Annotated in this window: 12 protein-coding genes; 6 read left to right on the top strand and 6 right to left on the bottom strand. The window is 65.1% G+C overall.

What is annotated here, in order from left to right:
* Window positions 1–17: 17 nt before the first annotated feature.
* From FHS81_RS00885 to FHS81_RS00875, 3 genes are all read right to left on the bottom strand, one after another.
* On the bottom strand, window positions 18–782 hold the full coding sequence (locus FHS81_RS00885; RefSeq protein WP_246374579.1) for a P-loop NTPase family protein: 765 nt from the start codon (window positions 780–782) through the stop codon (window positions 18–20).
* A 1-nt stretch (window position 783) separates the two neighbouring features.
* Window positions 784–1,893, bottom strand: a complete 1,110-nt coding sequence (locus FHS81_RS00880) for an AI-2E family transporter (protein ID WP_246374352.1) — start codon at window positions 1,891–1,893, stop codon at window positions 784–786.
* Window positions 1,894–2,075: 182 nt separating this feature from the next.
* A complete protein-coding gene (locus FHS81_RS00875; RefSeq protein ID WP_183750154.1) occupies window positions 2,076–2,633 on the bottom strand; it encodes a CDP-alcohol phosphatidyltransferase family protein in 558 nt (185 codons plus the stop codon).
* Window positions 2,634–2,945: 312 nt separating this feature from the next.
* Here FHS81_RS00875 and purM point away from each other — a divergent pair, with 312 nt between their 5' ends.
* Together purM and purN are read left to right on the top strand one after the other, a co-directional pair.
* Entirely contained in the window at window positions 2,946–4,031 is a 1,086-nt protein-coding gene (gene purM / locus FHS81_RS00870; protein ID WP_183750153.1) for a phosphoribosylformylglycinamidine cyclo-ligase, read from the top strand.
* A 71-nt stretch (window positions 4,032–4,102) separates the two neighbouring features.
* Window positions 4,103–4,714, top strand: coding sequence for a phosphoribosylglycinamide formyltransferase (purN, locus tag FHS81_RS00865; RefSeq protein ID WP_183750725.1), 612 nt, complete (start codon window positions 4,103–4,105; stop codon window positions 4,712–4,714).
* A 32-nt stretch (window positions 4,715–4,746) separates the two neighbouring features.
* Here the strand turns inward: purN and FHS81_RS00860 are convergent, their stop codons facing one another.
* On the bottom strand, window positions 4,747–6,012 hold the full coding sequence (locus FHS81_RS00860) for a penicillin-binding protein activator (protein ID WP_343052388.1): 1,266 nt from the start codon (window positions 6,010–6,012) through the stop codon (window positions 4,747–4,749).
* A 248-nt stretch (window positions 6,013–6,260) separates the two neighbouring features.
* Between FHS81_RS00860 and rsmI the strand changes: the two genes are divergently transcribed.
* From rsmI to gshB, 3 genes are all read left to right on the top strand, one after another.
* On the top strand, window positions 6,261–7,253 hold the full coding sequence (rsmI, locus tag FHS81_RS00855; protein ID WP_183750152.1) for a 16S rRNA (cytidine(1402)-2'-O)-methyltransferase: 993 nt from the start codon (window positions 6,261–6,263) through the stop codon (window positions 7,251–7,253).
* Complete coding sequence (locus FHS81_RS00850; RefSeq protein ID WP_183750151.1) at window positions 7,250–7,633, top strand: YraN family protein; 384 nt, start codon at window positions 7,250–7,252, stop codon at window positions 7,631–7,633. Before rsmI ends, FHS81_RS00850 begins: the two co-directional genes overlap by 4 nt.
* Window positions 7,634–7,722: 89 nt before the next feature.
* Complete coding sequence (gene gshB, locus FHS81_RS00845) at window positions 7,723–8,682, top strand: glutathione synthase (protein ID WP_183750150.1); 960 nt, start codon at window positions 7,723–7,725, stop codon at window positions 8,680–8,682.
* Between the two features lie 56 nt (window positions 8,683–8,738).
* Here the strand turns inward: gshB and nth are convergent, their stop codons facing one another.
* Window positions 8,739–9,407 carry an endonuclease III gene (gene nth, locus FHS81_RS00840; protein WP_183750149.1) on the bottom strand — a complete coding sequence of 223 codons (669 nt, stop codon included), beginning with the start codon at window positions 9,405–9,407 and terminating at the stop codon, window positions 8,739–8,741.
* A gap of 68 nt (window positions 9,408–9,475) precedes the next feature.
* A complete protein-coding gene (hemW, locus tag FHS81_RS00835; protein WP_183750148.1) occupies window positions 9,476–10,636 on the bottom strand; it encodes a radical SAM family heme chaperone HemW in 1,161 nt (386 codons plus the stop codon).
* Between the two features lie 194 nt (window positions 10,637–10,830).
* Between hemW and rnr the strand changes: the two genes are divergently transcribed.
* Window positions 10,831–13,137, top strand: coding sequence for a ribonuclease R (gene rnr / locus FHS81_RS00830; protein WP_428982423.1), 2,307 nt, complete (start codon window positions 10,831–10,833; stop codon window positions 13,135–13,137).
* The last annotated feature ends 699 nt before the right edge of the window (window positions 13,138–13,836 follow it).

Below are 13,836 nucleotides of genomic sequence, written 5' to 3'. Positions count from 1 at the left end.
CAGACGATGCCCGCATATCATGTGGGGCTTTCGTCTGCATCTTGTCCCAGTATTTCCACAGCCCCCGGTTCCGCAGCCCCGGTTTCCTCGCCAGCCGCCTCCCAGCGATCCAGCACGGCAAGCGCGAAGCTGCGGGTGATACGCCGGCCATCGCTGAGCGACTCACGATCGAGCACCGCCACAAGCGCACGCGCGGCCGCGAAGGAGCGTTCCATGCGGCGGGCCAGTGCCTCGACGACGCTGATGTCGACGGCCAGTTGCCGGTCCGTGAAGAGTTTCACCAGCACCGCCCGCAGCAGCGCATCGTCCGGCGCGCCGGTTGCCACGAATGGCGACAGCCGCATGCGCGACAGCAGATCCGGCGTTGCCAGCCCCCAGTCCTCCGGAGCGGTGCGCGCGGTTACCAGCATGGACGCGCCTCCGGACAGGCCCTTGCGCCGCACGGCGTTGACGAGGTGAAACAGGGCGTGCTCGTCCCGCGTGCCGGTATCTGCGTCTTCGATAACGATGACACCGTGCGCCGCGAGTTCCTCCACCGTATCCGCCGTTACCATGTCAACGGGTACGATCCGCGCCCCGGAGCGGGTTGCCCATATCGTTGCCAGATGGGTCTTGCCGGCCCCTTCCGGCCCCACCAACCGCAACAGCGGATCGGGCCAGTCGGGCCAATTGGCGAGCATTGCGAAGGCCTGCTCGTTGGACGGACCGACGAGAAAATCCTCCGCCTCGAACCGCGTGTCCACAGGCCATTCCAGCGGCAATTGCCGCGGCGCGGGGGGCATGTCAGACATCGAGATGGAGCCTCGCTTTCTTCTCGGTCTCCACGCCCCGGTAGAGCGAACTCGACAGGTAACGCTGGAGGGCGTAGCGCGTGAGAACGCCGCAGGCTGCGGCAATCGGCACCGCCAGCAGCAGGCCGACAAAACCGAACAACGAGCCGAAGGCGACGAGCGCAAACATCAGCCACACCGGATGCAGCCCCACCGCATCGCCGACGAGCTTGGGCGACAGGATGTTGCCCTCAACGAACTGGCCGAACAGAAATATGCCGATGGTGGCGACGATCATCGGCCACTCCGGCCAGAACTGCACCAGCGCCACCCCGGCCGACAGCACGAAACCGGTGAACGAACCGACATAAGGAATGAACGTCAGCGCGCCGGAGAGCAAACCGATGAGCAGGCCGAAGTTCAGCCCGATCATGCTCAGTGAGACGGCATAGAACGTGCCGAGGATGACGCAGACCAGTGCCTGCCCGCGAATGAAGCCGGCGATGGCGCGGTTCATGTCCTCGCCGATCCTGCGGATGGTGTCGGCGTGGCGACGCGGCAGCCAACTGTCGACGGTCGCCATCATCCGCTCCCAGTCGACCAGCAGATAAAAGGCGACCACGGGGGTAACCACGAGCAAGGCGAACACACCGATGACCGCCTGCCCGCCCGACCACACCGACGACGCGAATGTGCCGAGCCATTGCATCGCCTGTCCCGCGAAATCCGTCATCGACCGCTCGGCATTGGCGAGCGCGCCGGGGCCGCCGATATGTTCCACAAGCGGGCCGCCATATTCCTTGGCGAGATCTTGCAGATACTGGGCGGTGGCGGGCAGGTTGCGCAGCAGGGCGGCGAACTGGTTGACGGCAGCTGGCAGCAACAGCACCAGCGCCAGAATGAACAGCAACAGGAACAGCAGCAGGATCAGCAGCGAAGCCGTCAGCCGCCCCACGCCCAGCCGCTCCAGCCGTGTGGCGACGGGGTTGAGGATATAGGCCAGCACCATGCCCGCCACGAAGGGCAGCAGAATGCCGCGTAGCAGATAAAGCGCGACGAGAAGCACGGCCAGCGCGATGAGCCAGAACCGCATCTGCCGTTCGACGGGGGAGAAATCACCCATATGCGACACCTCAAAACAGCCCTGACCACACGGCAAGGGTGCCGCAGTTTCGGACGGAAGCCAACACCCGGCCCGAAACCGGGCACGTTTTCCGGCATCGTTCCACAAGCGCCATGTTTATTTCCGCGACATATCTACCGACTGCGCGTTTTCACCGCCCAGCCTGTCTTATCGCTGATGCATCAGTCAGCCATGTGACGCAACCATAACGCCAGGTAGGCACCGGCCGAAACCACCGTCAGCAAGGCCGTGAGCATGGTCAGCGCCTCCACCAGCCACGGAAGGGCGGCGAAAAAGCCGGCTCCGAACCCGGCAGCGCCCGCGGCCATATGCGCCAGCACCAGCGCCGCGAGGCCGATCTGCATGCCGGTATTGATCTTGCTGACCCGCAAGGGGCGAATATCCACAGGCCGCTGCATCAGCCACGAAATCATGATGGCTGTCAGGATCAGCACATCGCGCGAGACGACGAGAATCGCCACCCACCCCGGCAGAACGTCCGCGATCGCCAGCGTGACATAGATGGAAACCAGCAGCGCCTTGTCGGCGGCGGCGTCCAGATAGGCACCCAGTTCGCTGCGCATGTCGTAGCGCCGCGCGATATAACCGTCGAGACCGTCGGAAATGCCCGCGGCAAGAAACAGCAGGAAGGCGCCGATCCAGCTTCCATCGTTGATCAGGATCACAATGGCCGGCACCAGCACCAGCCGCATGAGGGTGATGATGTTGGGAATCGTCATTGAACAGCTTTAGAGGGGTAACCGCGATTTGCGTTGCGGGCCGGGAATGGCCGCGACCGTTCGCGGCAACGCACATGTCCTTTGCATGTCAGCTATATCAGGTGGCAAGGCCGCGACAAGCCATATATGACACGCACTGTCATACAGGCAGCGGCGTCATGCAGGCGGCGGCAAGGGCATACATGCGAAGGGCATACACGCGATGGCAGGCAGCCTTGCGGCGTACGCCGGCAAATATGCGATTGCCTGCGTGCGCAAACGCCGGATGTATGATAACGGCTGGACAATTGAATCTTCGCAGGAAAAAGACCGATGCCGCAGAGCGGACCCGAGAGCCCGAACCCTAACGGACTGACTTACGCCCAGGCAGGCGTGGACATCGATGCCGGCAATGCGATGGTCGAGGCCATCAAGCCGCTCGTGCGCACCACCCGGCGACCGGGAGCGGACGGATCGATCGGCGGTTTCGGCGGCCTCTTCGACCTGAAGGCCGCTGGCTATACCGATCCGATCCTCGTCGCGGCCAATGACGGCGTCGGCACGAAGCTCAAGGTGGCGGTGGAAACCGGACGGCACGACACCATCGGCATCGACCTCGTGGCCATGTGCGTCAACGACCTTGTGGTGCAGGGCGCAGAACCGTTGTTCTTCCTGGATTATTACGCCACCGGCAAGCTCAACCCTGAAGAGGGCGCGCTTGTGGTGCAGGGCATTGTCGACGGCTGCCGGCAGGCGGGATGCGCCCTGCTCGGCGGCGAAACCGCCGAAATGCCCGGCCTCTACGCCAAGGGCGATTACGATCTGGCGGGCTTTGCCGTGGGCGCGGCTGAACGCGGCAAGCTGTTGCCGCGCGCGGACATCGCACCGGGAGACGCCATTCTCGGCCTGCCGTCTTCGGGGGTGCATTCCAACGGTTTCTCGCTTGTTCGCCGCATCGTCGCCCTGTCGGGTCTCAACTGGAACGCCATCGCACCCTTCGCGCCGGACAGGCAACTCGGCGCGGCATTGCTGGAGCCGACACGCATCTACGTGCGGCAGCTTCTGGGCGTCCTGCGCCGCACCGACGCGATCAAGGGCCTTGCCCACATCACCGGCGGCGGGTTCACCGAGAACATTCCGCGCGTTCTGCCGCCGGGCACCGGCGCACACCTCAATCTGTCTGCCATCGCGCCGCCGCGCGTGTTCGGATGGCTGTCGCGCGTTGGTGCGATTGAAGAAGCCGAAATGCTCCGCACGTTCAACTGCGGTATCGGCATGGTGGCTATCGTCGCCGCAAGCGAAGTGGATAATGTGACCGAGGCGCTGATTGCAGAGGGCGAAACGCCCGTCGTGATCGGCGAAGTCGTGGCCGCTGATGGCGGACCGCGCGTCACGACCAGCGGCAGGCTGCCGCTGTGACGGCAAGCATCGGCAAGGACGCCCACCGCCGCCTTCGTACGGCGGTGCTGATCTCGGGCCGTGGCTCCAACATGGAGGCGCTGCTGGCTGCCGCCGCACCGGGGGACTATCCGGCTGAAATCGTGCTCGTCGCCGCCAACCGTCCGGATGCGGCGGGCCTTGCGACCGCGCAAGCTGCGGGTATCGCCACGGATTTCGTCGATCACAAGCCGTTTGGCCGCGACCGCGAGGCATTCGAGCGCGCGTTGGACGAGCGCCTCACGACCCATGACATCGAACTGGTCTGCCTTGCAGGGTTCATGCGCATTCTGACGCCGTGGTTCGTGAAGCGGTGGCTCGGGCGGCTCATCAACATTCACCCGTCGCTGCTACCGCTGTTCCCCGGCACGCACACGCATGAGCGCGCCTTGGCCGCCGGCGTGCGCCTGCACGGCTGTACGTCGCATTTCGTCGAACCAGAGGTGGATGCCGGCCCCATCATCGCACAGGCCGCGGTGCCGGTATTGCCGGGCGATACACCCGACGTGCTGGCCGCACGCGTGCTGGTGCAGGAACATCTCATCTATCCGCGCGCGCTGGCTCTGGTTGCCTCTGGCGCGGTACGTTGGCGCGAGGGGGGAGCGGTATTCGCACCCGGAGCCGACACGACCCCTCCCGACACGGCCATTACGGTGCCGGCCTGAACGGCCGGCACCCTGCCCTCGACTGCTGCCCCTTACTGCAGCTGCCGCGGCGCGGCGCTGATGACCACGGCGCTGTTCTGCCGGATCTCCATCACCGCGAGCGCCCGATCATTGGTGCCGTTCGCGTTGAACCGGAACACGCCATCCGCCCCGACGAACCCGGCGCGGTTGGTGAGCGTCGCGGTGGAGAACCGCTGCGAGCCCTGCGTGCGCACCAGCGCCGAGGCCAGCAGCACCGCATCGTAGGAGAGGCTGGCGATGCGCGTCGGCTCGGTGCCGAACTTGGCGCGATAACGCTGTGCAAAAGCGTTGAAGCCAACCGAATCGGGAGCCGAGAACCAGCCGCCCTGCAGACCCGGGGTCGCGAGAACGGTCGGATTGTTCCACAGCGATGTGCCAAGCAGCTTCACGCGATTGGTATCGAGGTTCGCGGCGCGCAGATACTGGGCGATGCTGGGCAACGTATCGGCATTATCCGGCAGGAACAGCGCATCGGCCTGCCCCGCCTGTGAGGCGATGCGCTGCGCCGCCTGCTGAAGGTTGGAGCGGTCAGCCGCATAAGTCTCGACGGCAACGACCCGCCCACCGCTTGCCGCGACGCTACGCTGGAAGGCATCCTGCACGACCTTGCCATAGGCATTGTCGGGAATGAGCGCTGCAAACGAGCGGCGGCCGCGCTGGGACGCAAAGCGGATGACGCGGTCCACCTCCGATTCCGGCAGGAAGCTGAGCAGGTAGACGCCCGGCTGCGCGACGCTGGTATCCGTGGAGAACGAGATGACGGGTATGTTCGCCGGCTTGGCCACGGAACCCGCCGCGCGTGTCGTCGCCGCGAACAGTGGGCCGAGCACGAGTTCGGCGCCGTCGTTCAGGACCGCACGTGTCGCACTGCGGGCGCCGGCCTCGGTGCCGCGGTCGTCACGCACAAGAAGCTGAATGTCGTTCTGCCCGAATTCGCTGATAGCCAGCTCAGCCGCGTTGCGCAACGATTGGGCCGTGGTGCCCGCCCCGCCCTGCGCCGAAAGCGGCAGCAGCAGGCCCACCTTGACCGCACCCGCGCCGACGGTTGTATCGGCAACGGCCGGGCCGGAGTTTGCTCCTTCCGACTCGCCAAGGCCAAACACCCCGCCAGAGCCGGAACAGCCTGCCAGAAGCAGCCCGGCGGCCATCACCGCCGCAAATCCGGGAAGTCCCCGCGCCTTGCGCAGACCCCGCGCCTCGCCGCCGGGGGAGGACGTTGCCTGTCCCGGTGATGCAAATAGACGCGACAGCAGGCTGGGGCTGGAAGCTCGAGACACGGCACTCTCCCTGAACGAAATGGAGTTTGCAGGCAAGATTGCCCACATGGCAGCGAATGGCAAGACGTAGCAGTGACAAACAGCACAGGACGTCCATTCACATTTCACCGGAAGCCCGGTATGGAGGGCATTATATTAAGAATCCATCCTCGTTTATTAACATGTGCCATCCGTGCCATAGTCGATGATGGACGGCACCGGGCAGGCAAGCGCCTTTCCATGCCAGCAAGAATAAAGGGATATATGCGATGAGTGATGACAAGCGCCCCGTCGCGCCCGCCACAGGCCGGTTGCCAGCGGCCGCCGACATCACGGCCCCCTCCCCGCAGCCGGGCGCCTCGCGCTTCACGGCTTTCGGACTGGCGGCAGAGGCAGAGCCTGTCTCACCGGGACTGCATATTGTCGCGACCCCCATCGGTAACCTCAAGGACATCACCTTCCGCGCGCTGGGCACGCTGGCCGCCGCCGACGCCATTCTTGCCGAGGATACGCGCGTTACCAAGGTGCTGCTGGCCCATTACGGCATCACGACGCCGCTGATCGGCTATCACGAGCACAACGCCGAGCAGATGCGCCCCAAGGTGCTGGCCCGCCTCAAGGAAGGCGAGGCGCTGGCGCTGGTGTCGGACGCGGGCACGCCGCTGGTGTCCGATCCCGGCTACAGGCTGGTGGAGGATGCACTCGCCAACGACATCAAGGTGACGTCGAATCCCGGCCCTTCTGCCGTGCTCACCGCGCTTGTGGTCGCGGGCCTGCCCACCGACAGGTTTTTCTTCGAAGGCTTCCTGCCTTCCAAAAGCGGCCCTCGCCGCGCCCGGCTGGCGGCGCTGAGCGATATTCCCGCCACGCTGGTTTTCTTCGAATCGCCCCGGCGACTGGCCGATATGCTTGCCGATGCCGCCGCGGTTCTGGGTGAGCGCGACGCGGCCGTCGCGCGCGAACTGACCAAGCTTTACGAAGAAGTGCGGCGCGGCACCCTGCCGGAACTGGCCGGATCCTATGCCGATGAAACGCCGAAAGGCGAGATCGTGGTGCTGATCGGCCCGCCGCCGGAAGGCGCGAAGGAACTGGCGGAGGCGGACCTCGACGCCCGCATCGCACGTGCGCTGGCACACTACAGCGTCAAGGATGCCGCCGCGATCGTCTCGGCCGAGACCGGCCTGCCCAAGCGGGAGGTCTATGCGCGCGCGCTGCAACTGGGCCCGGCGCAGCACTCCGGGGACGAATCGGACCCGCAATGACCGCCGCACCGCGCAATGAGCGGCGAATCGCCGCCTACCGCGCCGGTATCCGGGCGGAGTGGCTGGCGGCCGCCTTGCTGGTGGCCAAGGGTTATCGCATCCTTGACCGCCGCTATGCTGCGGCGGGCGGCGAGATCGACATCGTTGCACGGCGCGGCAGCACCGTCATTTTCGTGGAGGTGAAAGCCCGCGGCGCACTTGATGACGCCCGCATGGCCATCACCGCCACCAAGGAGCGCCGGATTGCGGGCACCGCGCGTCACTGGTTGGCACGCAACGGCTGGGCCATGCCGTTGACGCTGCGCTGCGACGCCGTTTTTATCGGCCGGCGCGGTTTTCCCCGCCACGTCGCAGATGTGATGACGCTTTCGCTGGACTGACTTCCCCGACGCGATCCACTTTGTAATTGCGGCGCACGCCGGGCTGCCGCATACACAAGGATCGTCTCAACCAGCGGAGCATTTCGGCCATGAGCCTTGTCGTTGCCGTCCAGATGGACCCGATCGAGCATATCAACGTCGCGGGCGATTCCACCTTCGCCCTGCTGCTCGAAGCCGCGCGGCGCGGACACCAGTTGCTCTATTACACGCCCGACTCCTTGAGCCTGCGCAACAGTCGCGTCAGTGCGCTGGCTGGACCGCTGGAGGTGCGCGACGCACCGGCCCCCGACCACGCCCGCGTCGGCGCGCCCTCGCGCATCGATCTGGAGACCGTCGATATCGTGCTGCTGCGGCAGGATCCGCCCTTCGATCTGGCGTATATCACAACGACGCATCTGCTGGAGCGCATCCACCCGAAAACGTTGGTGGTCAACGATCCTGCGCAGGTGCGCAACGCGCCGGAGAAGGTTTTCGTGACCGCTTTTCCCGAATTGATGCCCCCCACGCTGATCACCCGCGACAAGGACGAAATCAACGATTTCCGCCGCGAGCACGGCGCGGTGGTGATGAAGCCGCTTTACGGCCACGGCGGCGCATCGGTGTTTCAGGTCAACGAAAAGGACGGCAATTTCGGCTCGTTGTTCGACCTATTCTCCGTCACCTTCCGCGAGCCGTGGGTGGTGCAGAAATTCCTGCCGGAAGTGAAGTTCGGCGACAAGCGCATCATCCTCTCGGATGGTGACTATGCCGGCGCGGTCAACCGCATTCCGGCGGAAAACGATATACGATCCAACATGGTAAGGGGTGGAGCGGCTGAAGCTGCCGACCTCTCCGACCGCGAGCGTGAGATCTGCGAGACCATCGGACCGCACCTGCGCGAACGCGGCCTGATCTTCGTGGGCATCGACGTGATCGACGGCTACCTGACCGAGATCAACGTCACCTCGCCCACCGGCATCCGCGCGATCAAGCGTAACGGCGGGCCGGATGTCGCGGCCATTCTGTGGGATGCCATCGAGCGGCGCTACACGGCATCAAGAACCGCCTGAAGCGTGTTTCCGTGACCGTGATTCCCGTTTCCGTGACCGTTGTTCCCGGTGAAGAGTCAAGCGGTTTTAGGCTCGAAGCGACATAAGTCGTTGATAAGGCACCGGGGGCATTCGGGTTTGCGCGCCTTGCAGATGTAACGCCCGTGCAGAATGAGCCAGTGGTGGGCGTGCCGGGCGTAGCGGGCAGGGATAATGCGCTCAAGCCCCAACTCCACCGCCAGCGGTGTGCTGCCGATGCTGAGCGGAATGCGGTTCGACACCCGGAACAGATGCGTGTCCACAGCGATGGTCGGTTCGCCAAAAGCTATGTTGAGGACGACATTAGCGGTTTTCCGGCCGACGCCAGGCAGCAGCTCCAGTTCCTCGCGGGTTCGCGGCACTTGCGAGTTGAACCGTTCGATCAGCATCTGCGAGAGTGCGATGACGTTCTTGGCCTTGTTGCGGAACAGGCCGATGGTCTTGATATATTCACGCAGCTCATCCTCGCCCAGCGCCACCATTTTCTCGGGCGTATCCGCGACCTTGAACAGCGCCCGCGTTGCCTTGTTGACGCCAACGTCAGTCGCCTGCGCCGACAGCGCCACCGCCACCACCAGCGTAAACGGGTTGGTATAGTCCAGCTCGCCGCGCGGCTCGGGATTAGCCGCCTCAAAACGGCGAAAAATCTCCGCCACGGTGGCGGCATCGACGGGCTGGGGAGAGGAAACGGCGGCGGAGAGGGTCACAGTTTGTCCAAATTACCAGATGTTATAGTCAGATGAACTTATAAGAGCAGCCGCACTTGACACCAGCGTCAAGCCGCCAGATCCGCGATGACGGCGTTGAGCACCGGCACGCCGGTGGGGGTGGCGCGCAGGCGGCCGTTGGCCATTTCGATCAGGCCAAGCTCGGACAGATCCGCCAGCTTGCGAGCGGATAACGGGCGGCCGGCGAAAGCCGTGTAGCGGGCCGGGTCGATACCCTCGACAAGCCGCAGCCCCATCAGCAGAAATTCATCGGCCTGCATATCGGGCGCGAGGCATTCGCGTTCGATGATGGCGTTGCCGTCCTGCTCCACCAGCTCCAGCCACTTTTCGGGATTGCGCTCGGTGGAGAGCGCCATGCGCCCCTCGTTTGTCACCAGCCGCCCGTGCGCGCCGGGGCCGACGCCGGCATATTCTCCATAGCGCCAGTAAAGCTGGTTGTGGCGGCTTTCCGCGCCGGGCCGGGCGTGGTTGGACACTTCATAGGCCGGCAGGCCGTGGCGGGCGCAGACCTCCTGCGTCACGTCGAACAGGTCGCGGGCGGTGTCGTCGTCCGGCACCACGAGCTTGCCGGCGGCGTGCAGGCGCGCATACCACGTGCCGGGTTCGATGGTGAGCTGGTAGAGCGACAGATGCTCCGCCGCATGGCCGATGGCCTGCTCCAGCTCCCGCGCCCATGCGGCGGGGGTCTGGCCGGGGCGGGCATAGATAAGGTCGAACGAATAGCGCTCGAAGCTCTCCGCGGCCAGTTTCACTGCCGCGAGGGCCTCGGCGACATCGTGCTTGCGGCCCAGCGTGCGCAGGTCGCCGTCATTCAGCGCCTGCACGCCGAGCGACACCCGGTTGACCCCGGCAGCGCGATAACCGCGAAAACGGTCCGCCTCCACGCTGGTAGGATTGGCCTCAAGCGTCACCTCGACATCCGCCGCTACCGACCAGCGGCTGGCGATGGCGTCGAGAATCGCGGCAATGGTTGCGGGCTTCATGAGCGAGGGCGTGCCGCCGCCGAAGAAGATCGACGTGACGGTGCGCCCCGGCGCGAGAGCGGCGCTGTGGGCGACCTCACGCGTGAAAGCGGCGGCAAAACGCGCTTCATCCACCGGCTGATGGCGGACGTGGCTGTTGAAGTCACAATACGGACATTTGGACGCGCAAAATGGCCAATGGACGTAAACGCCAAAGCCAGCATCGCGGGTAGGATGATCGACCATGCCCCGTGTGTGAACCTGTCTGACGCGAAACGCAACCTTGGAGAGGCGCGGCGGGTTTCCTAAACCGTCGCGACGTGCGACAACGGCACGCAATGTTGCCGGACATCCCGGCTTTGGAACGAACTGTGGCACGTAAAATCAGCAACCGCCAGGCGCGCATCGCAGCGCCCGGTCAATCATCTTCCCGCGCAAAAATACGCAAGGATCCCGCCGTTGCGGCGGAGGGTCATCTGCCGAGCAAGGAAGACATCCTCGCCTTCATCGCCGATTCGCCTGGCAAGGTCGGCAAACGTGAGATTGCACGTGCCTTCGGCATCGGCGGCGGCCAGCGCGTCTGGCTGAAGCACATCCTGCGGGAGCTGGAGGACGAAGGCGCGCTCGACCGCAGGGGCAAGACGCTGAACCGGTCCGGCAGCCTGCCGCCGGTGGTGGTGGCGGACATCACGACCCGCGACCGGGACGGCGAGTTCATCGCCCTGCCCACGGAATGGGATGATGGGGACGGCGAAAACCCCGCGCCGCGCATTCTGGTGAACCTGCCGCGGCGGCCCAAACAGGGCCAGCCCGTGCCCGGCGTCGGCGATCGCGTGCTGTTGCGGCTTGAGGCCAACCGTGACCGGGATTCCGCCGGAAAACGAGGCCCTGCCTACTTTGGCCGCGTCATCAAGGTGCTGACGAAAACCCGCGCGCGGCTGCTTGGCATCTTCCGCGCCGATCCGGATGGCGAGGGCGGCAGGCTCGTGCCGGTGGACAAGAAGATGCTGGGCCGCGAAATCGCCATTCGCGCCGGTGACGGCGGCGGCGCGGTGGACGGCGACCTTGTTAGCGTCAGCGTGGCGCGTGCCGGGCGCTTCGGCGAATCGACGGCCAAGGTGATCGAACGCCTCGGCTCGCTGAAATCGGAACGCGCGGTGAGCCTCGTCGCCATCCATACGCACGACATTCCAAACGAATTCTCGCCAGCGGCCCTGCGCGAGGCGGAAGAGGCACAGCCTGTTACGCTTGCAACGGAGGGGAGCCGACAAGAGGACCGGCGCGAGGACTGGCGCACGCTGCCGCTCATCACCATCGACCCTGCCGATGCCAAGGACCACGACGACGCCGTGCATGCTGCGCGGGACACGGACCCCGCCAACGACGGCGGCTATGTGCTGACGGTCGCCATCGCCGATGTCGCGGCCTATGTGCGCCCCGGCACGGCGCTGGACAAGGACGCGCTGGAGCGTGGCAACTCGGTCTACTTCCCGGACCGGGTGGTGCCGATGCTGCCGGAGCGTATTTCCAACGATCTCGGTTCGCTTCGCCCGCACGAGGATCGCCCGGCGCTGGCGGTGCGCATCGTCATCGACATCGCCGGCCGCAAGCGCCGTCACTCCTTCCATCGCATCATGATGCGCTCTGCGGCCAAACTGTCTTACCAGCAGGCGCAGGCGGCCATTGACGGCACGCCGGATGACACCACCGCGCCATTGCTGGAGGGCGTGCTGCGGCCGTTGTGGGATGCCTACGCCGCTCTGACGGATGCGCGTGACGACCGCGAACCGCTGGCGCTCGATCTGCCGGAGCGCAAGCTCATTCTCAAGCCGGATGGCTCCATCGACCGTGTTATCATGCCGGAGCGGCTGGACGCCCACCGGCTGATCGAGGAATGCATGATCCTCGCCAACGTCTGCGCGGCGGAAACGCTGGAGCAGGCGGGATCGCCGCTCATCTTCCGCACGCATGACGAGCCCTCCGTCGAGAAGTTGCGGGCGCTGGCGGAGGTGCTGGCTTCCATCGGCCTCAAGGCGCCCAAGTCCGGCGCGCTCACGCCGTCGCTGTTCAACGGCATCCTGGCGCATGTCGAGAATTCGCCCAACCGCGATTTCATCAACGAAGTGGTGCTGCGCACGCAGGCGCAGGCGGAATATTCCGTCGACAACTATGGCCATTTCGGCCTCAACCTGCGCCGCTATGCGCACTTCACCTCGCCGATCCGCCGTTATGCCGATCTCATCGTGCACCGGGCGCTGATCCGGGCGCTGAAACTGGGCGGCGACGGCCTGCCTGCCCATACCACGCGCGAAGAACTGGCAGAGGTGGCGGCCAGCATCTCCGCCGCCGAACGGCGCGCCATGGCGGCGGAACGCGAGACCACGGACCGGCTGATCGCCCATTATATGGCGGATCAGATCGGCGCGTCCTTCACCGGGCGCATCGCCGGCGTGACGCGCGCCGGGTTGTTCGTGCGGCTGGCGGATACGGGCGCGGATGGCTTCATTCCGGCTTCCACATTGGGCACGGACTTTTTCCGCTACGACGAGTCGCAGCATGCGCTCGTCGGCAGCCGGTCGCGAAAGATGTACCGGCTGGGCGACTCCGTCGAAGTGCGGTTGATGGAAGCCGCACCGGTGGCGGGCGCGCTGCGGTTCGAGCTGCTGTCCTCCGGCGGCACGGCGCGCAAGGCCGCGCGCACGAGCAGGGACGGAGCCAGCCGCGACAGCCGGCGGCGGCGTGTGTAACAATCAGGCAAGGCGGGGAAACACGGCCGATAGCAAGGCTTCATTGCTTATCATGTCGTGTCTCCCCCAGCCGTCTCAGCGTCATTGACGAGATCGACAAAAGCAGCGTCAAGAAAAGAACCAAGCTCGGAATCGGCTGCATCAGCTGTGCTCACGAGCCGGGTCTGTTGCAGGCAATCTTCGGCGCTATCCAAAACCAGCGCATTAGCCACCTGTGACGGATCGGGCCGCAAGCAGGGAGAGTATTCCGCATTTGGTCGAGGATCTCTTACGTCAAATGGCGCAGGCATCGCGGGGCTCCTTTGCTGCCCATCATATAACGCCGGGTGAAGGGACACCACTTTGCCCGCTCGCCGCAGCCTTTTCGGCATCTCCGCTCGCCTTTGCCGGCAAAGGCATATCGTGTGTGATGACGGCGCGAGCTTGTGCCTCCGAGGCATGTGCGGCGGCTTTTCCAACAGGCTGTTTTCTCTGCCCGTTTGACTCCTCCCACAAACGTCTTATGTCTGAAGGTGGAGATGCGACCTCGTGTCTCTGAGGCTTAGAAACCTCTCGTGCGTCGGTTGGGTACCAACCGTAATGGTGCCTCCCCAGCTCTATGGCCGGGGAGGCGCTGGCTATGTTCAGGGCTCGCGCCTAAAGGCCAGCGCGGCCGTACACACGCGGTTTTCTAACTCTCCCGGCCACCAGCCTGGCCCT

Origin of the sequence: Pseudochelatococcus contaminans, assembly GCF_014195635.1 — a bacterium.
Classification (GTDB): domain Bacteria; phylum Pseudomonadota; class Alphaproteobacteria; order Rhizobiales; family Beijerinckiaceae; genus Pseudochelatococcus; species Pseudochelatococcus contaminans.
This window is presented reverse-complemented; position numbering and strand designations above follow the sequence as displayed.